This is a genomic window from Mycolicibacter sinensis (assembly GCF_001673565.1).
In the GTDB taxonomy this organism is placed as follows: Bacteria; Actinomycetota; Actinomycetes; order Mycobacteriales; family Mycobacteriaceae; genus Mycobacterium; species Mycobacterium sinense_C.
Window position 1 is genome coordinate 177,124 of the sequence record NZ_LZMF01000037.1, and the last position, 21,027, is coordinate 198,150.

A 21,027-nucleotide genomic window follows, 5' to 3' on the forward strand; every position below is an offset into this window, starting at 1 on the left:
AATTCCTCACGGCGGCCCGTTCTACAGCCGGAGGAATGTTTCACGTGAAACATGTCGAGGGAGCACCGGCGCCCGCGCCGCCACAGGCGGCAGCCGACGTCTTCGGCGACCGGCTCTCGACCGCTCGGCGCTACGCGGAACTCTTGGCGGGTCCCGGCGTGGAGCGCGGCCTGCTGGGGCCAAGGGAAGTCGACCGGCTCTGGGAGCGGCATCTGCTCAACTGCGCGGCAGTCGGCGAACTTCTGGACCCGGCCGAGCGGGTTGCCGATATCGGCAGCGGCGCCGGCCTACCGGGGATACCGCTGGCCCTCGCTCGGCCGGATCTGCACCTGGTGCTCGTGGAGCCGCTGCTGCGCCGCAGCGAGTTTCTGCGCGAGGCGGTCGAAGAGTTGGGCCTCGACGATGTGACGGTGATCCGCGGGCGCGCCGAAGATCCGTCGGTGCGCGCCGAGGCAGGGGAGCGCGATGTCGTCGTCTCCCGAGCGGTCGCCAGCCTCGACAAGATCAGCCGATGGAGCCTGCCGCTGCTGCGGGCGGGCGGCCGAATGGTGGCGATGAAGGGTGAGCGGGCACAGGCCGAGGTCGACGAGCACCGGCGTGTGATGATCCGACTAGGCGCGACCGACGTAAGGGTGGTGAGATGTGGCGTGAACTATTTAACCCCGCCCGCGACCGTGGTGCGGGCACTGCGGGCAGAGCCCAAGACGGCGCGCCCGCGTCGCGCGGCAGGCCCGGCGCGACGGACCACCAGGAGGCCAACATGAGCAGACCAGCCGGCCCGGCCGCCTCCCCACCGGCGTCGGCGAAGCATGCCGACCGGTCCCGCGGCGCAGTTTCACGTGAAACATCGACCCGTTCGGTTTCACGTGAAACATCCTCGGAGTTCGATACTCCGATCGGTGCGGCGGCCGAACGCGCCATGCAGGTGCTGCACACCCACAACCGCCTGCCACGCCCGAAGCGGCGCCGGGTGTTCACCGTCGCCAACCAGAAGGGTGGTGTCGGCAAGACCACCACCGCGGTCAACCTTGCGGCCGCCCTCGCGGTCCAGGGCATCAAGACCTTGGTGATCGACCTCGACCCCCAAGGCAACGCCAGCACCGCGCTGGGGATCGCCGATCGCCAATCCGGCACCCCGTCGTCGTACGAAGTGTTGATCGGGGAGATGCCGGTGCACGCCGCGCTCCAGCAGAGCCCGCACAATGAACGTCTGTTCTGCATCCCGGCCACCATCGACCTGGCCGGCGCCGAGATCGAATTGGTAAGCATGGTGGCGCGGGAGAACCGGCTGCGCAACGCGCTGGCAGAGCTTGACGACTCCGACTTCGACTACGTCTTCATCGACTGTCCGCCGTCGCTCGGCTTGCTCACCGTGAACGCGTTGGTCGCGGCGCCGGAGGTGATGATCCCGATCCAGTGCGAGTACTACGCGCTGGAGGGCGTGTCCCAGCTGATGCGCAACATCGAGATGGTGAAGGCGCACCTCAACCCGCGCCTGGAGGTGACGACGGTGCTGCTGACGATGTATGACGGGCGCACCAAGCTCGCCGACCAAGTCGCCGACGAAGTCCGGCGGTACTTCGGTGACCGGGTGCTGCGGACGGTGATCCCGCGCAGCGTCAAGGTGTCGGAGGCCCCGGGCTACAGCATGACGATCATCGACTACGACCCGGGTTCGCGCGGCGCGATGAGCTACTTGGACGCCAGCCGCGAACTCGTCGAGCGGGACGCGGCCAGCGCCCAGGAGGGGCGGCGTTGATGACCGCCGTGAGTGAGAAGGAACGACGCACATGACCGGACCGTCGCGTAAGAAGGGCGGCTTGGGCCGCGGCCTGGCATCGCTCATCCCGACCGGGCCCGGCGAGGGCTCGGGGTCCGCCGCTGAGCGTGGAGCCGGCATCGGGCCGCGGATGGGCGACGCCGCGGCAGACGTGGTGCTCGGCGGAAGCCGGGTCAGTGTCCCGCCGGTTGATTCCGCCGCCGATGTGGGCGCGGTCTACCGGGAGATCAGTCCGGCCGCCATCGAGCCGAACCCGCGCCAGCCCCGCCAGGTCTTCGACGATGAGGCGCTGGCCGAGCTGGTGCACTCGATCCGCGAGTTCGGGCTGATGCAGCCGATCGTGGTGCGGGAGCTTTCGGGGGCCGCACCCGGGGCGCCGCGCTACCAGTTGGTGATGGGGGAGCGGCGCTGGCGGGCTTCCCAACAGGCCGGCCTGGAGACGATCCCGGCGATCGTGCGGGAGACCGAGGACGACAATCTGCTGCGCGATGCGCTGCTGGAAAACATCCACCGGGTGCAGCTGAACCCGCTGGAAGAGGCGGCGGCCTATCAACAGCTGCTCGACGAGTTCGGCGTCACGCACGACGAGCTGGCTACCCGGCTCGGTCGGTCCCGGCCGCTGGTGACCAACATGATCCGGTTGCTGCGGCTGCCGATCGCGGTCCAACGCCGAGTGGCCGCCGGGGTCTTGTCCGCCGGCCATGCTCGCGCGCTGCTGTCCCTGGAGGGCGGCTCCGAGGCGCAGGAGGAGCTGGCGGCGCGCATCGTCGCGGAGGGGCTGTCGGTGCGGGCGACCGAGGAGGCGGTCACGCTGGCCAACCGCGAGGGCACCTCGACTCCCGTGGCGCCCCGGCGCAAGCCGATCCAGATGCCCGGTCTCCAGGACGTCGCGGAGCGGCTGTCGACGGCCTTCGACACCCGCGTGACGGTCAGTCTCGGCAAGCGTAAGGGCAAGATCGTGGTCGAGTTCGGGTCCGTCGACGACCTGCAGCGCATCATCGCGCTGATGGACTCCACGGCCACCTGACACCGGCGTTCAGCCACGACCTATGACAAGCGGCAATTACGTCACTGTGACGCTAGGGCCTGCCTGCGGCCAGGATCGGTGCGAAACATGCTGACCGGCAACGCTTTTCGGATTTCCGGGGGACGAGGACGCCGGCTGGCGCCGATGGTGGCATCCGGCGGCTCAACCCTCCTATCCTTAAAGGGCTGTCGCCGGTGGCAGCACGGGTTGAGACCGGGAGTTCAGTGTCTGTCCGAATCGCACCGCTGAAGCTCGAGGGATTCGAGCAGCTTCCCAAGCACGCGCGCCGGTGCGTCTTCTGGGAAGTCGATCCGGCGACCCTCGGCCGCGACGATCACCTCTCGGATCCGGAGTTCGAGAAAGAAGCTTGGCTGTCGATGGTGATGCTGGAGTGGGGGTGCTGCGGCCAGGTCGCCACACCAACGTCCCCTGTCGCGGGGGATCCGCCCTGTGTCGGCTACGTGCTGTACGCCCCGCCCCGAGCGGTGCCGCGGGCGCACCGGTTCCCGACGGCACCGGTATCGGCCGACGCGGTGCTGCTGACCTCTATGGGTGTCGAACCGGCGCCGCTGGCCGACGGGCTGCCGCGAGAACTGATCGCCAGTGCGGTCGACGAGTTGGTCCGCCGCGGCGTCCGGGCCCTGGAGGCATTCGGGCGGACCGCGGCGGTCGGGGAGCTGCTGGATCCGGTCAACGTGCAGCCCGATGTCGCACCGGTACTCGACGCCCTCGGTGACTGCTCGGTGGAGCACTGCATCATCGGGGCGGACTTCTTGACCGACGCCGGGTTCACCGTGGTGGCACCGCACCGGTACTTCCCCCGGCTGCGCCTGGAGCTCGACAAGGGGCTGGGATGGAAGGCGGAGGTGGAGGCGGCGCTGGAGCGGCTGCTGGAAACCTCGCAGCTGGAGCAGCCGGTGGGGGCGGGTTCCCCGGCGGCGTCGGGCTCAGCGTCTGCGATTGAGGGTCCGGAACCGGGTTTCATGCGGCGGTCCAGCTTCGGCTCTCCTTCGTCGAGCCTTGCTAACCGCGGGGTTTGATGCGGCGGTTCAGCTTCGGCTCTCCTTCGTCGAGCCTTGCTAACCGCCGCCGAGCCGGCCGGTCCGCTCAACCGACAGCTCATGGGCCAGCAATTCCGCGAACGTGAATGTGCCGGTGGGCCGGTCGTTCTTGCCGAGCAGGTACAGCCGCTTGACCGCGGCCAGCATCCCCTCGGCGATGGCGTCGCGCGTGGCCGGGGAGACCAGCATGCCGCGATCACGCGGGCTGGTGATGTAGCCGACGTCGACCTCGACGGTGGGCATCCGGGTCAGGCGCAGCAGGTCCCACGTCCGGCCGTGGGCGCGGCAGTCCTGTAAACCGCTGCGCGCCACGATTTCTCGTTGAATGAAGTCAGCGAGGTTGCGGCCGATGGTGGACACCGATCCGTGGGAGTTCCCGAAGTGAAATGACGCCACCCCGTTGGCCGCCGGACTGGTGTGGGTCGCGCAGCGCAGGCTGATCATCAAGTCGGCGCCGACGGCGTTCGCGGTGGCCGCGCGTTCGGCATCCGACGGGCTGCGGCCGTTCGGTCGGGACAGGAAGGTCTCCATCCCGATAGCCGTCATCCGGCCCTCGAGACGACTTGCCAAGTCCCACAAGATGTCTGCTTCGCTGATCGGGCCCGACGGTGTCTGGGTGATCAGCCCGTGGTCACTGCCGCCCCGGCCCGGATCGATGACGATGCGCTTGCCGGACAACCGCGGTCCCGAGCGCCGCACCAACTCTTCTTCGCGGATCGCATGCGGTGAGCCGCCGGTCACCCGCGAGGCCAGGAAGTTCAACGAGCGCAACGTTTCCGGGCCGCAGATGCCGTCGGCGTACAGGCCGTACTCCCGCTGATAGGACATCAGCGCATTGTGGGTCTGAATGCCGAAGTAGCCGTCGACCATTCCGGTGTAGAAGCCCAGATCCTGCAGGCGGGCTTGCAAAGTGGCCACGTCGTCGCCGTACATCGGTGCGCCGAACTGGTGATTGAGGATGCGCGCGCCCAGCCGGTAGGACGCCTCTTTGAGTGCGCGGTAGGTGGCCTCGCCGATGATGCCGTCGACGAGCAGTCCGCGCTGCTGCTGAAAGGCGCGCACCGCCTGGTCGAGGTCGTCGTCGAACACATCCAGCGCGACGTGTTTGCCGGTGGTCAGATCGGCGTCGGGGCTGTCCACCAGACCCAGCGCGGCCAGCGCCGCACGGATCTCGACAACGGCACTGTTGCGGTCGCCGCGGCGCAGCGCGTCGTCTGCGCCGCGGTGCCGACCCGACATCACTGAGCCCTCCGGTCGTTGGTGTTGGCAGCGAAAACGTCGCTGGCGGTCACCAGCTGATTACCCAGCATTGTCTCAGATGCTGCCCGAATTATTGAAAACGACAAGGCGAGAACGATGGGTGATCGAGCCGGGCCGACACGATCACCAGCGGAGGGCCAGCTGACGACTAGCTGACGTCGGAGAGCTCTCGTAGCAGGGCCGCCTTGCCCTTGGCGCCGACGATCCGCTTGACCGGCTGACCGTCCTTGAACAGGATCAGTGTCGGGATCGAGACCACGTTGAACTCGCGGGCGGTCTCGGGGTTGGCGTCCACGTCGAGCTTGGCGACGGTGAGTTGCCCGGCCTGCTCGGCGGCGATCTCCTCGAGTACCGGGGCGACCATCTTGCAGGGGCCGCACCAGGTCGCCCAGAAGTCCACCAGCACCGGCGTGCTGTTGGCCAGGACGTCGGTGGCGAAGGTGGCGTCGGAGACGGTGACGGTGTGGTGGCCGTTGTCTGTCACTGGGGTGCTCCCATCAAGGTTTCGGTGGTGGTTTCCTGCGGGTAGGCGATCTCGGCCGATTCGGCCAGCCAGCGTTCGGCGTCGATCGCGGCCGTACATCCGGTGCCGGCGGCGGTGATCGCCTGCCGGTAACTGCGGTCCACCAGGTCGCCGGCGGCGAACACCCCGGCCACGGAGGTGCGCGAGCTCGGCTGCTGGACCAGCACGTAGCCATCGGAGTCCAGCTGGACCGTTTCGCGCACCAGCTCCGAGCGGGGGTCGTGGCCGATCGCGACGAACACTCCGGTCACCGGCAGAGTGGTCTCCTCGCCGGTCACGGTGTCGCGCACCCGCAGGCCGGTCACCGTGTTCTCACCCTCCACCGCGACGGGGACGGTATTGGTCAGGAAGCGGATCTTGTCGTTCTCGCGCGCGCGGTTGAGCATGATCTTGGAGGCGCGGAACTCTTCGCGGCGGTGCACCAGGGTCACGCTGCGGGCGAATCGGGTCAAGAAGGTGGCTTCCTCCATCGCCGAGTCGCCGCCGCCGATGACGGCGATGTCCTGGTCGCGGAAGAAGAATCCGTCGCAGGTGGCACACGAGCTCACCCCCCGGCCCAGCAGTTCCTGCTCGCCGGGGATGTGTAGGTAGCGGGCGGCAGCACCCATGGCCAGGATGACCGCCCGCGCCCGGTGCGTCTCGCCTTCGGCGGTGACGACGGACTTGACCGGGCCGTCCAGATCGACCGATTCGACGTCTTCCATGCGCAGGTCGGCGCCGAAGCGCAGCGCCTGCTCGCGCATCTCGTCCATCAGGTCGGGCCCCATGATGCCGTTGCGGAAGCCGGGGTAGTTCTCCACCTCGGTGGTGGTCATCAGCGCCCCGCCGAACGAGGTCCCTTCGAATACCAGCGGCGCCAGTTGCGCCCGGGCGGCGTAGATCGCGGCGGTGTACCCGGCCGGGCCGGAACCGATGACGATCACATCGTGGATGGTCGGTGTCTCAGGCATCGAGGACATCGAGAGCCTTTCCGCTCGGATCGGTAACAGGGCTATCAACGTCAGCGTAGGCGGCGATTGTTCCGGAGAAGCACTACGGACGGCGAACGGTCGTGTCGGCCAGCAGCCCGGTATCGGCGGAATTGCAGGTGGGGGCCACCGCCAGCGCGACGATTGTGCCGGTCGAGTCGCCGGGCAGCAGCAGCACCACCCCGCGATGACCGTTGACGGTGATCTCGCGCGCACCCAGGACGCGGGTGGAGGCGGGATAGCCCAGTCCGGCCAGGCAGCCGGTCCGGCGCCCGGGGTCGGCCAGCGCACCGTATTCGGGGCTGCGGTCCAATAGCTCGAGGAGCTCCGATTCGGTCAGCGGCAGCGCCGGCGCCGGCTCGGAGGCCACCGTGATGGCGTCGAAGGACCGCGGGCCGCTGGTGGTGTCGCCGGGGGAGCGAATCAGCGCCGCCGTGCCCAACGCGATCGCCAGCAGCGCGGCCGCGCTGCCGGCCACCAGGGCGATCCGGTTGAGCCGGGGCAGCGGCCGGCTCGAATGGGCCGGGCGTCCAGCGCCGTCCCGGTCTTCGTCCCGATCACCCGCATCCATCGCAGTGCGCTGCTTCCGCTCACATCCTGGCTATGCGCAGTCGTCGACCCGACTTCGCATGGCACCGTCGGGTGCCAAGGTTATCCGTCGCCCGCCCGGCGCGACGCTGCCGGCGGGACCGGTGTGGTCTCGGCCCAGCAGTACCGCGAGCCGGGCCCGGCCGCGGGCGCAGCGGCTTTTCACCGTGCCCTGGGGCACCCCGAGAGCGTCGGCGGCATCGGCGACCGAGTAGCCGTGCAGGTCGACGGCCACCACTGCGGCACGCTGTTCGGCCGGCAACCGGCGCAGCGCGGCATGCACTTCCAGCGCGGTCTCTACCTCGGCGGTACGGTCACCGACGGCAGAATACTCGCCGAGCGGTTCGGTGGGTTGAATCCTGCTGTGGCGCAACCGATCCAGACAGGCATTGACCACGATGCGGTGCAGCCAGCTGCCGACGGCGGCGTTGTAGCGAAACGCCCCCGCACCCCGGTGTGCCGAGAGCATCGCCTCCTGCAGGGCATCTTCGGCGTCTTCGGGGCAGCCGGTGGTGAGCCGGGCCAGCCGGCGTAGCCGGCGCTGGTGGCGGCCGTAGAGCTCCCCGAAGGCGAAGCGGTCACCGGCGACATGCGCGGCCAGCAGCTCGGCGTCGCTGCGGTTCGGGTGCCCCATGGGCGGACATTAACCAGCCCGCGGCCGCACGGCACTTCAGTTATGCACAGGAGGTTAGGACGCCGCCTGCACGGTGATCTCGGAGATCTGGGCGCGGCTCTCGCCGCCGGTGCTGCCCATCGTGGTGATCCACACCAGCAGGTTGGATGTCGGCGACGACGAGTCGGCCGAGATCTTGTTGGCACCGGGCTGCAGCGCCTTGGCGGGCGCCAGCAGCGTGGTGTCCTCGAGCCGGGTGGGCTTCGGTGTCGAGGCCGAACGCAGCTCCACCCGGGTACCGGTGCTGGAGACGTTGATCCCGACGCTGCCGATCACCGTCGGCTTGGGCAACTGCAGTACCAACCCGACACCACTCTTGAAATTGGGGAACGGCACCGCATCCGAGTAGGTGTCCGTCGACCAGAAGGTGGCCGGGTTCCCGTCGATGGCCAGCCCGGCGTCCTGGGGCCGGTCGGCCTCGCCGCCGGGGGAGAAGACCGTCGCCTGCACCGGTTTCACCGTGCTGCCGGGCGTGGCGGAGGCCGACTGGGAGGACGACGCCGAGGGGCTGCTCAAGCCCAGCTCCGTCTTGTCCAGCCCGTTGACGTCGCCGAAGATCCGGTTGAGCACTGAGGCCAGCACCAGCAGGGCGACCAGGATGACGGCGCCGCCGATTCCGGCACCGATCAGCAGCCGGCGGCGCCGCTCCGCGCGCATCTCCTCATCCAATGGTGCCGGTTCGCGACGCGGCGCGGGCCGCTCGTCGTCGACCGGACCCAGCAGCTCGGTCTGTTCGTGTAGCGCCGTGGCCTGCTGCAGCAGGTTCGACAACGTGGAGGCGCCGCGGATCCCGCCGTCCGACTGGATCGCGTGGCTGGCGGCCGCGGAGATCTGGAACGGGATCTCCGGATTGACCGCGTCCGGTTTGACCGGATTACCGGCGGCGTCCCGGTCGGCCGGGGCGAGTCCGCCGTCGGCACCGGCATCCAGCGGCCATCGGTTGACCAGCAGCGCGTACAAGGTGGCGCCGATGCCCCGGATGTCGTCCTCGGGCTGGGCGTCGGGCAGCGTCGCGGGGAACGCCAAGGTGACGTCGCCGTCGATGCTGACCCGGACCCGGGCGGGGTGGTCGATCGACAGGGCGACGCCGGTGTGGTGGGCGGCCTCGGCGGCGGCGGTCAGGGCCCGCATCGCGCGGGCTGCGCCGATCGGCGACGGTGCCGTGCCGGCTACCTCCTGCAGGGAGGCGCCGCGGACCCATTCGGAGACGACGAGCCCGCCGGCGCCGATCCGCACCACGTCGAGCACCCGGGCGATCCCGGGGAGGTCGATCTGGCTGAGCCGCTGAGTGCGCGACAGGACGCCGGTGAGCTGCTCCTCGGGCATGGTCTGGTCCGGGTCGACGAACGTCAGCGCCACCTGCCGGTCCAGCGCGGTGTCCAGGGCTTGCCAGAACTGCAGCACCGGGGTGCCGCCGTGGCGCACCAGCAGCCGGTAGCGTCCGCCGGCGATGCTCAGGCCTGGTGTCAGCTGATCCCCGGCCTGGGCATCGGCGGTGGGCTCGGGGGAGGCCGAGCCGCCGGCGGGGCGCTGGGATGGCGGCGGAGCAACCGATCGCGACGCCGCGCGAGCCCCGGGACTCTCCGAAGGTTTGTTGGTCACCCCCATACCTTTCGGTGTCCAGCCACCGGCGATGTGCTCCGGTGGCATGTGCCGGGCGGAGCCGTTCGTCACGTCCCCGCCCAGTGTGGGCAAACGGTTGTGCTCAGCGTACGGGACGGGGGGAGCGGGAGACGGCGGGTTTGCCGGGCTGATATGTGCGCGCTGCGCACCGAGCCTGCGGCGCACCGTGTCCAGTGCCGCGGTGGCTTCGGGGACCTGGGCGCCCACCATGACCGCCGCGATGATCGGCAGCATCACCATGGCGAGCACGAACAGCCGCAGCATCGACCCGGCCGCGCCGTGATCGGTCAACCCGCGCAGGCCGAGCACCCGGTCGAGGATCTCGGCGACCAGACCGGCCAGCAACGACGCCGTCACGGTGACCAGCACGGTGCGGACCACGGTCGGCCCGAGCAGGTGCCCGCTGACCGGGCGCAGCGCGCGCCGCAACAGGAGGTGACCGACGGCTGCGCCGGCCAAAAAGCCCAGGCCGTTGGCAAAGCCGAGGTAGGCGGCCACCAGATCGGGGTTGTCGGTCAGGTGCGGGGCGGCCAGAGAGGCGATGATCTTCACCCCGGTGATCACCACGATCATCGCGATCGGGATCCAGGGCTGCTCCCGGGCGTAGAAGACCCGCAGCTGCAGCAGCACCATGGCGTAGGGAATCAACGTGAACGCCGACATGGCGACTGTGATGCCGAGATACCCGGCGTCGACGTCGCCGAAGTTGCCGTAGGCGAACAGGGCGCTGCCGATCGCTGGGCCGCCGACGGTCATCAGCGCCACCACCGGGATCAGCGTGATCATCATCAGCCGGGTTGCCAGCGACAGGTCGGCGAGCACCGCGGGGTCGTCGCCGGCGGCGGCGTTACGGCTCAGCCGCGGCATCACCACCGTCAGCACTGTCACCCCGATGATCCCGAACGGCAGCTGCAACAACAGCCAGGCGTAGTAGTAGATCGCCGGGCCGGACGCAGCGGAGGTGGCCGCGATCTGGTTGGTCACCACCAGGCCGATCTGGCTGATCAGGACGTAGAGCACCATCGCGGCGGCCATCGCTCCGAAGCGCTTGAGCCGGTCGTCGATTCCCCACAGCGGGCGTAGGCTGATCCGCTCCCGCCGGATCGCCACCAGCAGTACCGCGGTCTGGGCGACCACCCCCGCGGTGGTGCCGAGGCCCAGCACCAGCAGCTTGGCGTTGCCCATCCGCACCGGGTCGACCGACAGTTCGCCGGGAACCAGCAAATAGACCACCAGCGTGGCGATCGCGACGACGTTGTTGACCACCGGCGCCCAGGCCGGCGCCCCGAAGATGTTGCGGGTGTTCAGGATTGCCATGAACACCGAGGACAGCCCGTAGCAGATCACCTGCGGCAGCAACAGATAGGCGAACGCGGTGGTCAGTGGCTCGTTGACCTGCGGGTCGCCGCCCAGCATCAGCTTGACCAGCAGTGGCGCCGCCGCCACCGAGACCACGGTGGTGGCCAACAGCAGCGCGGTGGCCAGCGTGACCAGGCGCCGCACGAAGGCGGTGCCGCCGTCGGGGTCGTCGCGTTCGGCGCGGGCCAGCACCGGCACGAAGATCGCGGTGAATGTCGCCTCGAGCACCAGCGCGGCGATCTGGTTGGGCAGCTGGTTGGCCACCGAGAAGGCGCTGGACAACGCGGCCCCCAGGATCGCGGCCAGCAGCACGATGCGGACGAACCCGGTGAGTCGGCTGACCAAGGTGGCCAGCGCCATGCCCCACGATCGCGACACCACCGCGGCGTCGGTCAGCTCCGGGCGCGCGGGCTGCGGCGCCGGTGCGTTCACCGGCCCGCACCCCGGTCGGGCCGGCCGGCGGTCGCCGCGGGCGGAGCCGGGTGCTCCCGGCCGGGTGGGGGCGGCCGGTCCAAGTCGGCGCGGTCGGGCTGTCCGCGGAAACGGTGCCACAGCCGCCGCCCGGTCAGCACCGTCAGCGCCGCCGCCGCCGTCATGGTGATCATGAACAGCACCAGGCCGTAGGCGTTCGCATGCACTGCCAACCGGGCGGACTCGCCCAGCGGCAGCCCGTCGGGAGTCTGCAGGGCGACGTCGACGACGAAGTGCTGGTTGACCCGTACCTCCACCGGCACCCGCAGCGGCAAGTAACCCGGCGGCAGCTCCAGATCCCCCATATCGTCCACCGTCATCCCGGGGGGTGCGTCGACGTGCAGGCGGACCCGGATCGGCACCGCCAGATCGTTACGCAGGGCCAGCGGCAGCGGGCTGTGCTCGGTGGCCAGCGTGTAGGAGCCGGCCGGGTTGACGATGGTGACCGCGGCGATCAGATCCGCGACGGTGTCGCCGACGATCGCCAGCCGCTGTCCCGCCACGCCGCCGCGCACGGCGAGCGGCTCGGACTGGCTCAGCGCGCGGAGCATGTCCTCGGCGAGCGGGGCGGTGTAGGCCTCGCCGGTCAGGCCGGTGCGGACATCGGTGGTCAGCGCCGACGTCAGTCCCCACAGCCGGCCGATGTCGCCGGTGACCGCGGCGATGATGTCCGGTGCGAAGCCGCCCGCTGACTGCTCGGCGGGCAGCGGATGCGCCGGTGCGGTGGTGACGCCCTGGGCGTCGGCGATCACCGCGCCCAGCGACCGGGGTTCGGCCAGCCCGGAGCGCAGCGCGGTGGCCAACGTGGTCAGCACGGCCTGGGCGTCGTCGGCCCGCGGCTTCCAGTACGCCGGCGGCACCAGGATCTCGACGCGCGGTCCGCCGGGACTGTCCGGGGATTCCAGCCCCCGCCACAGCATCGATCCGAGGGCGTCCTGCCGGCGGGCCAGGGCGGAGTCGTGGTGCAGCCGGATCGCCAGGGAGCCGTCGAGGTAGGTCGGGGCCACCGGATCGGTGCCCATCGCCGCCAGCGCCGCGCCGACGGCGGGATCGTAGGGAGCGGCCACCAGTTGCGGGGACAGTCGCCGCGGGGTGAGGTCGGCGGTGGCCGACGCACCGGTGACCGAGTCCTGAGCCGAACAGTCGCCGGCGGTGATCACCACCGCTACGCCCTCTGCGCCCTGTGCGCTGATCAGTTTGGCGGCACCGGCCGTGAGTTTCCCGTCGCCGAGCACCAGGGCGCCGCGGGTCGACGACACCTGCAGGATGCGGTCGACGATGTCGGCGGGCCGGCTCACCGCGATCGCGTTGAGCTTCGGGTCGCCGACGCGGGCCAGCGCGTCGAGGTCGGCCTGCGCGTAAGGGGTTGCCGTGACACAGGTGTGGCCTGCCAGCCGGCGCAGCCGCTCCAGCCACGTGGTGGCCGCCGCGCGACCGGCGCCCGGGTGGGAGGTGGCGCCCTCGGGGGAGTCGGCGACGACGTAGCCGCCGGTCATCGCGTTGACCGTAACCAACAGGTCGGGGTCGATTGCCAGGCACAGCGCCCGGTTGACGACCCCGTCGCCGTCGACGGTCGGGCTGGTGGCGAATTCGGCGGCCGACAGCAGGGCGTCGAGCCGGCCCCCCGGGGCCAACGAAGTGGCCAGGTCATCGTCGGTGAGCCGCACCGGCAGGGTGCCACCGGGCGCTCCCGGAGTCAGCCGGGGACGATCGGCCAGCGGCCACAGCATGGTGAGCTGCACCGGTTGGGAGGTGTCGGGCGCAACGGCGCCGGCCAGTGGATCGGAGTCGGCCTCGGTCTTCGGCAGCCCGGCTACCGGCAGCAGGAAGCGGGCGTCGTCGAGGCGGGCCGGTTCGCCATAGTCCGGGGTGCCGTTGACATTGACCAGCAACGGATACACGCCGGGACGGTCGACGTTCAGCGCCGGTGGGCTGGTCGCGCGCAACGGGGCCGACAGCGTAAAGCGGGCGTCCTGCCCGCGCTGCAGTTCGGTGGCGACCGTGCTGAAGGTGCCCACCGGCCGGTACTGGTCGTTGGCGCCGCTGAGGTTGGTGCGCAGTCCGGCCGATGATGCGACGGCACCGGCCTGTTCGAGGCGCACCATCACGTCGCGCACCGGCCGGTCGCCGACGTTGCTCACGGTGCCGGCGACGGTGACGACCGGCACGCTGGAGGTGGTGACGACCTCCGGGGTGACCCGGTCGATGCGGACCTGGACGAACTGCGCCGCGCCGGGCTCGCCGGCCGTTGCGGGCGGGGCGGCGGCAGCGCCCAGAGCCATGCCGAGCGCCATCAGGACGGCGGCAACCACCGCCAGAGGGGCCGTGCGGGGCCGCGACAAGGTGGGTACGCGGCCCCCACCGCTTCGTCGGGTGCGGGTCACGGGTCCAGCCCGCGACCGTTCTTCCGGTGCGGATCTTGCTCGTCGGGGCGAGAGTGACGGGTGCGGGAATGGGTCTGTGGGCGCCGCCAGGGCGCGCTTACCGGCAGCGGCGGCAGCGCGGCCGGGCCGTCGGCCTTCAGTCGGTCGATCAATTCGTCGGCGACCACGGCCAGGCGGCGCTCGTCGGCGTAGGCCAACCGGGACGGCAGCTCCCGGATCGGCACCCAAGCCACCTCGGTGACCTCCACGTCGTCATCGCACAGTTCTCCGCTGGAGAACCGCAACAGGTAGTGATGCACGGTCTTGTGCACCCGGCGGCCGTCGGTGACGAACCAGTAGTCGATGCTGCCCAGGGCGGCCAGCACGTCGCCCTGGACGCCGGTTTCCTCGGCGACCTCGCGGATCGCGGTCTGCTCGGCGGTCTCACCGACCTCGATGTGCCCCTTGGGCAGCGACCACAGCATCCTGCCCCGGCGGTCGATGCGCCCGATCAATGCGGCGACCTGATCCTCCCGAGGCCCGTCGATGCCGTCGACGACCAGTCCGCCGGCCGACGTCTCGTGCACCGTGCGCAGCCGCTCCGGTCCGTGCCGGGCGCTGCGGGGACGGCGTTGCGCCGAGCGGACGGGTGTCGCCGCCGTACCGGCGGTGTTGTCGGGGGCCGCGGCTTCGGTGTGGCTGGTTTTCGGACCTGACGTGCGTCGACCACGGCGCCGCCTGCGGCGCCGTCCCGAATTGGCTTCTCCGCCGTCGGCCGACACCCATGTGATAGTAGCTGGCACCGGCGGGCCGACCCGCCTCCCTCGCCGGGCCGGGCCTGGCCGCGCCGACCGCTGCGCCGATGGCGGTGGCCCGCTGCGCCCGGCTCCGCTGCGCTTGCGACCGCCGCTAAGCTCATCGAACGTGCCCGAAGCCCACCAGGACTTGCTGACCTCGGCCGCCGTCGTGCTGAACCGGCACGCCGAGCTGCTGAGTGAACTCGGCGCCATGTTCGACGCGGCCGGCCATCAGCTCTACCTGGTCGGCGGATCAGTCCGCGACGCCTTGCTGGGCCGGCCTGGCCCGGACCTGGACTTCACCACCGACGCCCGCCCCGAGCAGGTGCAACGCATCCTGCGGGGCCGGGCCGAGGCGATGTGGGACACCGGGATCGAGTTCGGCACCGTCGGCGCCGCCCTGGGCGGCCAACGGCTGGAGATCACCACCTTCCGCGCCGACCAGTACGACCGGGTCTCGCGCAATCCCGAAGTGCGCTTCGGTGATTCGCTCGACGAGGACCTGGTCCGTCGCGATTTCACCGCCAACGCGATGGCGGTCCGCATCACCCCCGCTGGGCCGGGGGAGTTCCTCGACCCGCTGGGCGGCCTGGCGGCGTTGCAAGCCGGGGTGCTGGACACGCCGACCGCGCCGCAGGACTCATTCGGCGACGATCCGTTGCGGATGCTGCGCGCTGCCCGGTTCGTCTCCCAACTCGGGTTCACCGTGGCGCCGCGGGTACGCGCCGCGATCGAGGAGATGGCCCAGGAGCTGTCCCGCATCACCGCCGAGCGCGTTGCCGCCGAACTGGACAAGCTGCTGGTGGGCGCCGACCCGGCCGCCGGCATCGACCTGATGGTGGCCACCGGGATGGGCGAGGTGGTGCTGCCCGAGGTCGGTGCCATGCAGATGGCGATCGACGAGCACCACCAGCACAAGGACGTCTACCAGCATTCCCTGACGGTGCTGCGCCAGGCGATCGACCTCGAGGATCCCGGGCCCGAGGGTGGTCCCGATTTGGTTTTGCGCTGGGCGGCGCTGCTGCACGACATCGGCAAGCCGGACACCCGGCGCCACGAGGCCGACGGCAGGGTGAGTTTCCACCATCATGAGGTGGTCGGCGCGAAGATGGTCCGCAAGCGGATGCGCGCGCTGCGCTACTCCAAGCAGATGGTCGACGACGTCTCGCAGCTGGTCTATCTGCATCTGCGTTTCCACGGGTACGGCGACGGCAAGTGGACCGATTCGGCGGTGCGGCGCTACGTCACCGATGCCGGACCGCTGCTGGGCCGGCTGCACAAGCTGGTCCGCGCGGATTGCACGACCCGCAACAAGCGGCGCGCGGCGCGCCTGCAGGCCAGCTACGACCAGCTGGAAGAGCGGATCGCCGTGCTGGCCGAGCAGGAGGATCTGCAACGGGTGCGGCCGGACCTGGACGGCAACGAGATCATGACGCTGCTGGGAATCCCGGCCGGCCCGCAGGTGGGTCGCGCCTGGAGCTATCTCAAGGAGCTGCGCCTGGAGCGGGGACCGTTGACGCGTGAGGAGGCCACCGCCGAGCTGCTGGCGTGGTGGCAGACCCAGGGGAACCAATAGCGCCGCCGCCTCGTCTGATACGGGTATGGACTACTGCCTGGGCGATGGGGACGGCGCGGCCACGATGTGGACCGGTCCGCCCGATCTCGATCTCGACGGCGACGGGCTCGCCGATGCGATCGGCCTCGATTTCGACGGCGACGGTCTGCGCGACGACGCCTTGGTCGACCTCGACGGCGACGGTGCCGCCGACCACCTGATGCTCGACCTCGACGACGACGGAACCCCGGAAGCCTCTTTCACCGACGACGGCTCCGGTACCTGGGGCCACGGTGTCGCGGCGGGCTCAGCAGACCGATCCGGTGGGCTGCGCTGGATGGGCCTCGACGATGTCGAGCACACCGGTGGGCCGCTGGTGGACTTCGACGGCGATGGCCGCATCAACGACCTGTTGCTCGACGCTGACGGGAACGGGCGCGCCGATCGGGTACTGATCGGCACGGCACTGGAAGGGCCCGGCGGCTACAGCGCGGCTTACGTCGACACCGACGGCGACGGACGGTGGGATCTCAAGCTCACCGATACCGACGGTGACGGTGCCGCCGATGGGGCCGCGCTCTTGTGAGACCGGGAGCCGCCTCTTCGCCGCAACGGTTGATAGCAGCGCTTCAGGGATGGATACTTGGTCGCGCGGCCGGCTTTACGTAGCCGACGCGAAACAACTCCACAACGCCGGTTCGGCCCGGCGGCTGGCGGCTTCGACCCGACGCCAGTCGGGGCGCACGAGCGCGCATACGAGACTTATCCCCATTTTTGTGGGAGTTCGGCTAATCCCAGCGGCGTAGGGGCGCTTAAGTGGACTCTGAGCCACGAACCGACTAAGTTAATGACGCGTCGGCACTTCCTGTTCGCTTTTGGGAATGGCTGGGAATCAAAGCCGCAATGTCGGGAGGGTCAGTGAACAAGACGACCGTGGGGGCGCTGTTGGCTGCCCCGGTAATCGTGGCGGGAGTGACGGCTTCTCCGGTATCGGCCGCCAGCGCTGTGCACTTCGACCTCGACCTGCTCAGTGAAGCCCTCGTGATGATCCCGGCGATGAACCAGAACTGGCTCGACCTGAGCAAGAGCCTGTATCTGGAACCGAACGGATTCCCCACCGACGGCACCGCGACGTTCCTGCAGGTGCCCGAGACCTCCGACCTGAACGCGAGCATCAGCGGAGGCACCAAGATCCTGGTCGATGCAATCGCGGAGCGGTGGCAAACTGGCGACTTCAGCTCTGAAGACCCGCTGTACATCTTCGGCTACTCGCAGGCCAACGTCGCAGCGGGACTGGCTGCCGAACAACTCCACCAGCAGTATCCCGACATGCCCCTGGACGCACTGCATTTCGTCATGGTGGGGGACAGCGCGGCGCAGGGCGGGTTCCTGAGCGGGTTCCTGCCCACGCTGCTGTCCTGGTTCCCGGAATCGTGGCACGACGACATCACCAAGATGGTTTATCAGTTCGCCGAGATGATGCACATCGACTCGGTCATCGGGCTGGTGACGCCGGACGATCTGTACCCGACCGATGTCTACACCCTGTCCAGTGACGGGTTCGCTAACTGGGACAACGGCAACCAGATGGGCGGCATGTTCAGCGACCACCTGGCCTACCTGGGCTTGTCGCCGGCGGAGATCGCCTCCGCGACCGACGAGACAATCGGGAACACGACCTATCACATGATCGACACCGCCGACGTGAACATGTTCCAGGCGTTGATGAACTCCTTCGACATGATCCTGGGCGGGATCATCGCCTGGTTCTGACCCGGCGGCCGGGTCTCGCTTCGCGCTGGCGCGCTCATCGACCGGTGCCGGGAGGCCCCGCGAATGCTTGAGCGATCTCCAGCCAGCGCTGCGCGTCGTCCCCGTGCGCCGCGACGTCCAGATCAGCCAGCGCACGACGTTGCGTGACCAGGAAACAGAAATGCTCGGCCGATCCGGTCACCCGCTGCTCGGCATTGACCGGTCCCCACGCCCAGACTCCGCCGCCGGGTGCGTGCAGTTCCACGTGAAACGGCTCTGCCGGCGGGGCCAGGTTGTTGACGGTGAACGCATAGTCGCGGGTTCGCACCCCCAGGTGCGCGATCGACCGCAACCGCGCGGTGGGGGTCCGGCGAATCCCCAGTGCATCAGCGACATCCAGGCCGTGCGCCCACGTCTCCATCAGCCGGGCGGTGGCCATCGACGCCGCGCTCATGGGTGGACCGAACCACGGCAGCTTGCGACCGTCGGGCACGTCGCGCAGCGCCGCGTGCAGCCGCGACCGGGTCGAGCGCCACTCCGCCAGCAGCTCAGCCGGCGGCAGCGTCGCCAGCTCGGCGGCACCGGCGTCGACGAAACCGGTCGGATCGCCCATCGCCGCCGCGAGCTCATCGGCGAAGCCTGCCTCATCGGTGATGGCGATCAGCGAGAGCCGATCGGTCCACAGCAGATGCGCGATCTGATGGGCGATGGTCCAGCCCGCCGCCGGCGTGGGAGCACCCCACTGACCGTCGGTGAGCGGGGCCACCAGGGTGTCCAGGTCGTCGCTCTCGGCGCTCAGGTCGGCGACGATCGGTTCAGTTTCGGCCATGCCCGTACTGTATGCCGCCCACCGGATCCCGCTGCCGCCCGATCAGGCTGTGCCCGGCCAGACCGGCCAGATACAGCAGCGTCCCGGCCACGATCAGCGCCGGCGCGTGCCCGTCGGGCGGAATCACCGCCGCGGTGCCGGCCACCGCGAGAATGAACGCCGCCCAGAACAGCGAGTCCTGTACCGCGAACACATGCCCGCGCAGGGCGTCGTCGACGTCGATCTGCATGGCGGTGTCGGCGCACAGCTTGACCACCTGCCCGGCCATCCCGAGCAGGAAACCGCACAGCACCAACACCGGCAGGTACAGCCCGAGCCCAGCGAGCTGTATCACCGCCGCCGCCGCCAGCGCCCCGTTGGCGGTGGCGTACCGGCCCCAGCGGTGCACCGCCGGCGGGGTGAGCAGCGTGGCCAGAAATGATCCGACGCCGGCCGAGGCGACGAACAACGCCGTGGTCCCCAGACCGGAAACCGTATGTTCGCCGACGTGGCGCACCAGCACCAGCACCAGCAAAGTGTTGACCCCGAACGCCATCCGGTGTGCGACCAGCCCGGACAGGGTCGCCGCGACGGTGGGCCTGGCCCGCACCGTCCGGATGCCGTGCAGCCAGCCCGTCGTCACCGCGTAGAACACCGAGCCGTGGATGGCGCGCTTGGTGTCGTCGGGCCCGAGCACGTGGGCGCCGAAGCGCAGCGCGAGCACCAGCGCGATCGTGACCGGGACCGCCACCGCGGCGATGATGGACGCCGCACCGCGATCGTCGGCGCCCACCAGCCAGCGCGGCAGCAGCATGAAGTTGGCGCCCAGGAACGCCGCCACCGCACCGGTGGCGATCGCGAGCGCGTTCATCGTGACGACCTGGTCGCGCGGCACCACGTGCGGCAGCGCTGCCGATAGCCCCGAGGCGATGAACCGGGTGAACCCGTTGGCGATCAGCGCCGCACACAGCACCGGCAGCTCACCGGCGCCGGTGGCCAACAGCGCGGCGATCCCCAGCACCAGCAACAGCCGGGCCAGGTTGGCCACCACCAGCACCAGCCGCCGATCCCAGCGGTCCAGTAGCGCGCCGGCGAACGGCCCCAGCACCGAATACGGCAGGAACAGCACGGCGAAGGCCCCGGCGATCGCCCACGGTGCGGCGGCCCGGTCCGGGTTGAACAACAGCGCGCCGGCCAGGCCGGCCTGAAACAAGCCGTCGCCGAATTGGCTTGCGGCCCGAAGTTCCAGCAGCCGCCAGAATTCCGGCAGGCTGCGCGCCGACCGCCATAGCGATACGGGTGCGCGGGTGTCCACCACAAGACCTACCTCCGGACGCGGGCGGCTGACACTGCGGCGTCGGCCCCAAACCAGAGTACAAATCTTCGAGGTCGCTTGGCGTTCGGCACAGCTCGGCTACGAACACCGGACTCGGGTGCCATTATGGGAGGGTGGCGCATCCCGAAGACCCCGAGGACTACGTCGCGCCCGCTGCGCATCGGGTCAGGGCCGGCACGCTGCTGCTGGCCAACACCGACCTGCTCGAACCCACCTTTCGCCGCACGGTGATCTACGTGGTCGAACACAACGACGGCGGCACACTGGGCGTGGTGCTCAACCGCCCCAGCGAGACCGCGGTCTACAACGTGCTGCCGCAGTGGTCCGACCTGGCCGCCAAGCCCAAGACGATGTTCATCGGCGGGCCGGTGAAACGCGACGCGGCATTGTGCGTCGGGTTGTTGCGTGTCGGAGCGGAACCCGATGGCGTGCCGGGCCTGCGGCACATCGACGGCCGGCTGGTGATGGTCGATCTGGACGCCGAGCCGGAGTCGATCGCGCCCCACGTGGAGGGCGTGCGGATCTTCGCCGGTTATGCCGGCTGGACCATCGGCCAGCTCGAGGGCGAGATCGAGCGAGACGACTGGATCGTGCTGTCGGCGTTGCCGTCCGACGTGCTGGTGCCGCCGCGGGTGGATCTATGGGGCCGGGCGCTGCGCCGCCAGCCCTGGCCCACCGCACTGCTGGCCACCCACCCGATTGACATCAGCCGCAACTGAGCGGCCTCATCACGACGGTTACGAGCAGCCGCAACCGCTGCCGCAGCCCGATGCCGGCTCCGGCGGTGCGCTGGCCGCGCAACCGCAGCCGGGACCGCAACCGACGTCCTCGCTGGGGGCGCTGTCGCCACAACCGCAGCCGGACCCGCAGCCACCCGAGCCGGCCGCCTCGGACTGGCGTGCCGCATAGCGCGCCCCCTGCCAGGCACCGGCGGCCAGGATGGCCAGCGCGCCGCTGACCGAGATGATCAGCGCCAGCAGCGCCACCGCCGGCGGGCCGGCCAGCACCAGCGCACCGCCTACCGCCAGAATCACCCCGACGGCGACCTGCGCGGGAGCGACCGCCCGCAGCACCAGCTGTTCG

The 21,027-nt window shown here is 70.0% G+C and carries 19 protein-coding genes; 8 read left to right on the forward strand and 11 right to left on the reverse strand.

Annotation, left to right across the window (positions count from 1 at the left end):
• Positions 1–35 precede the first annotated feature (35 nt).
• The 4 genes from rsmG (at position 36) to A5648_RS06910 (ending at position 3,847) form a co-directional block, all read left to right on the forward strand.
• The gene (gene rsmG, locus A5648_RS06895; protein ID WP_109470703.1) at positions 36–764 is read left to right on the forward strand and encodes a 16S rRNA (guanine(527)-N(7))-methyltransferase RsmG; all 729 of its coding nucleotides are present in this window, start codon (positions 36–38) and stop codon (positions 762–764) included.
• Entirely contained in the window at positions 761–1,759 is a 999-nt protein-coding gene (locus A5648_RS06900) for a ParA family protein (RefSeq protein ID WP_082966350.1), read from the forward strand. The genes rsmG and A5648_RS06900 overlap by 4 nt, the downstream gene beginning before the upstream one ends.
• A gap of 31 nt (positions 1,760–1,790) precedes the next feature.
• Positions 1,791–2,807, forward strand: coding sequence for a ParB/RepB/Spo0J family partition protein (locus tag A5648_RS06905; RefSeq protein ID WP_065023809.1), 1,017 nt, complete (start codon positions 1,791–1,793; stop codon positions 2,805–2,807).
• 224 nt (positions 2,808–3,031) lie between these two features.
• The gene (locus A5648_RS06910) at positions 3,032–3,847 is read left to right on the forward strand and encodes an acetyltransferase (protein WP_065023810.1); all 816 of its coding nucleotides are present in this window, start codon (positions 3,032–3,034) and stop codon (positions 3,845–3,847) included.
• A 39-nt stretch (positions 3,848–3,886) separates the two neighbouring features.
• Here A5648_RS06910 and A5648_RS06915 read toward each other — a convergent pair whose 3' ends face one another.
• The 8 genes from A5648_RS06915 to A5648_RS06950 all read right to left on the reverse strand — a co-directional run bounded on the left by A5648_RS06915 (position 3,887) and on the right by A5648_RS06950 (position 14,478).
• On the reverse strand, positions 3,887–5,107 hold the full coding sequence (locus tag A5648_RS06915; RefSeq protein WP_065023811.1) for an N-acetylmuramoyl-L-alanine amidase: 1,221 nt from the start codon (positions 5,105–5,107) through the stop codon (positions 3,887–3,889).
• Between the two features lie 169 nt (positions 5,108–5,276).
• The gene (gene trxA / locus A5648_RS06920) at positions 5,277–5,612 is read right to left on the reverse strand and encodes a thioredoxin (protein ID WP_065023812.1); all 336 of its coding nucleotides are present in this window, start codon (positions 5,610–5,612) and stop codon (positions 5,277–5,279) included.
• Positions 5,609–6,601: a thioredoxin-disulfide reductase gene (trxB, locus tag A5648_RS06925; RefSeq protein WP_234787314.1), complete on the reverse strand. Its 993-nt coding sequence runs from the start codon at positions 6,599–6,601 to the stop codon at positions 5,609–5,611. The genes trxA and trxB overlap by 4 nt, the downstream gene beginning before the upstream one ends.
• Positions 6,602–6,683: 82 nt before the next feature.
• Entirely contained in the window at positions 6,684–7,190 is a 507-nt protein-coding gene (locus tag A5648_RS06930; protein ID WP_065023814.1) for a hypothetical protein, read from the reverse strand.
• Between the two features lie 30 nt (positions 7,191–7,220).
• The gene (gene sigM / locus A5648_RS06935; protein ID WP_065023815.1) at positions 7,221–7,841 is read right to left on the reverse strand and encodes an RNA polymerase sigma factor SigM; all 621 of its coding nucleotides are present in this window, start codon (positions 7,839–7,841) and stop codon (positions 7,221–7,223) included.
• A 54-nt stretch (positions 7,842–7,895) separates the two neighbouring features.
• The gene (gene murJ, locus A5648_RS06940; protein WP_065023848.1) at positions 7,896–11,294 is read right to left on the reverse strand and encodes a murein biosynthesis integral membrane protein MurJ; all 3,399 of its coding nucleotides are present in this window, start codon (positions 11,292–11,294) and stop codon (positions 7,896–7,898) included.
• On the reverse strand, positions 11,291–13,627 hold the full coding sequence (locus tag A5648_RS06945; RefSeq protein WP_065023849.1) for a hypothetical protein: 2,337 nt from the start codon (positions 13,625–13,627) through the stop codon (positions 11,291–11,293). The genes murJ and A5648_RS06945 overlap by 4 nt, the downstream gene beginning before the upstream one ends.
• 86 nt (positions 13,628–13,713) lie before the next feature.
• Positions 13,714–14,478: an NUDIX hydrolase gene (locus tag A5648_RS06950; protein ID WP_234787315.1), complete on the reverse strand. Its 765-nt coding sequence runs from the start codon at positions 14,476–14,478 to the stop codon at positions 13,714–13,716.
• A gap of 142 nt (positions 14,479–14,620) precedes the next feature.
• On the opposite strand from A5648_RS06950, the gene A5648_RS06955 reads away from it, so the two are divergent.
• From A5648_RS06955 to A5648_RS06965, 3 genes are all read left to right on the forward strand, one after another.
• Entirely contained in the window at positions 14,621–16,069 is a 1,449-nt protein-coding gene (locus A5648_RS06955) for a CCA tRNA nucleotidyltransferase (protein WP_065023816.1), read from the forward strand.
• A 25-nt stretch (positions 16,070–16,094) separates the two neighbouring features.
• Positions 16,095–16,634: a pullulanase gene (locus A5648_RS06960; protein WP_065023817.1), complete on the forward strand. Its 540-nt coding sequence runs from the start codon at positions 16,095–16,097 to the stop codon at positions 16,632–16,634.
• Positions 16,635–16,966: 332 nt separating this feature from the next.
• Positions 16,967–17,821, forward strand: coding sequence for a PE-PPE domain-containing protein (locus A5648_RS06965; RefSeq protein WP_065023818.1), 855 nt, complete (start codon positions 16,967–16,969; stop codon positions 17,819–17,821).
• 34 nt (positions 17,822–17,855) lie between these two features.
• On the opposite strand, the gene A5648_RS06970 is transcribed toward A5648_RS06965, so the two are convergent.
• Both A5648_RS06970 and A5648_RS06975 read right to left on the reverse strand, forming a co-directional pair.
• Positions 17,856–18,629: a TIGR03084 family metal-binding protein gene (locus tag A5648_RS06970; protein ID WP_065023819.1), complete on the reverse strand. Its 774-nt coding sequence runs from the start codon at positions 18,627–18,629 to the stop codon at positions 17,856–17,858.
• A complete protein-coding gene (locus A5648_RS06975; protein WP_065023820.1) occupies positions 18,616–19,926 on the reverse strand; it encodes an MFS transporter in 1,311 nt (436 codons plus the stop codon). The genes A5648_RS06970 and A5648_RS06975 overlap by 14 nt, the downstream gene beginning before the upstream one ends.
• A 131-nt stretch (positions 19,927–20,057) precedes the next feature.
• Here A5648_RS06975 and A5648_RS06980 point away from each other — a divergent pair, with 131 nt between their 5' ends.
• A complete protein-coding gene (locus A5648_RS06980; RefSeq protein WP_064854029.1) occupies positions 20,058–20,663 on the forward strand; it encodes a YqgE/AlgH family protein in 606 nt (201 codons plus the stop codon).
• 18 nt (positions 20,664–20,681) lie between these two features.
• On the opposite strand, the gene A5648_RS06985 is transcribed toward A5648_RS06980, so the two are convergent.
• A partial coding sequence (locus A5648_RS06985) for a hypothetical protein (RefSeq protein WP_065023821.1) occupies positions 20,682–21,027 on the reverse strand: 346 nt, incomplete at its 5' end.

What these genes read in the sequence shown, in the direction of transcription:
- rsmG (WP_109470703.1), top strand. Translation starts at nt 36, where the DNA reads ATGTTTCACGTGAAACATGTCGAGGGAGCACCGGCGCCCGCGCCGCCA.
- A5648_RS06900 (WP_082966350.1), top strand. Translation starts at nt 761, where the DNA reads ATGAGCAGACCAGCCGGCCCGGCCGCCTCCCCACCGGCGTCGGCGAAG.
- A5648_RS06905 (WP_065023809.1), top strand. Translation starts at nt 1,791, where the DNA reads ATGACCGGACCGTCGCGTAAGAAGGGCGGCTTGGGCCGCGGCCTGGCA.
- A5648_RS06915 (WP_065023811.1), bottom strand. Translation starts at nt 5,107, where the DNA reads ATGTCGGGTCGGCACCGCGGCGCAGACGACGCGCTGCGCCGCGGCGAC.
- trxB (WP_234787314.1), bottom strand. Translation starts at nt 6,601, where the DNA reads ATGCCTGAGACACCGACCATCCACGATGTGATCGTCATCGGTTCCGGC.
- A5648_RS06930 (WP_065023814.1), bottom strand. Translation starts at nt 7,190, where the DNA reads ATGGATGCGGGTGATCGGGACGAAGACCGGGACGGCGCTGGACGCCCG.
- sigM (WP_065023815.1), bottom strand. Translation starts at nt 7,841, where the DNA reads ATGGGGCACCCGAACCGCAGCGACGCCGAGCTGCTGGCCGCGCATGTC.
- A5648_RS06945 (WP_065023849.1), bottom strand. Translation starts at nt 13,627, where the DNA reads ATGGCGCTCGGCATGGCTCTGGGCGCTGCCGCCGCCCCGCCCGCAACG.
- A5648_RS06960 (WP_065023817.1), top strand. Translation starts at nt 16,095, where the DNA reads ATGGACTACTGCCTGGGCGATGGGGACGGCGCGGCCACGATGTGGACC.
- A5648_RS06970 (WP_065023819.1), bottom strand. Translation starts at nt 18,629, where the DNA reads ATGGCCGAAACTGAACCGATCGTCGCCGACCTGAGCGCCGAGAGCGAC.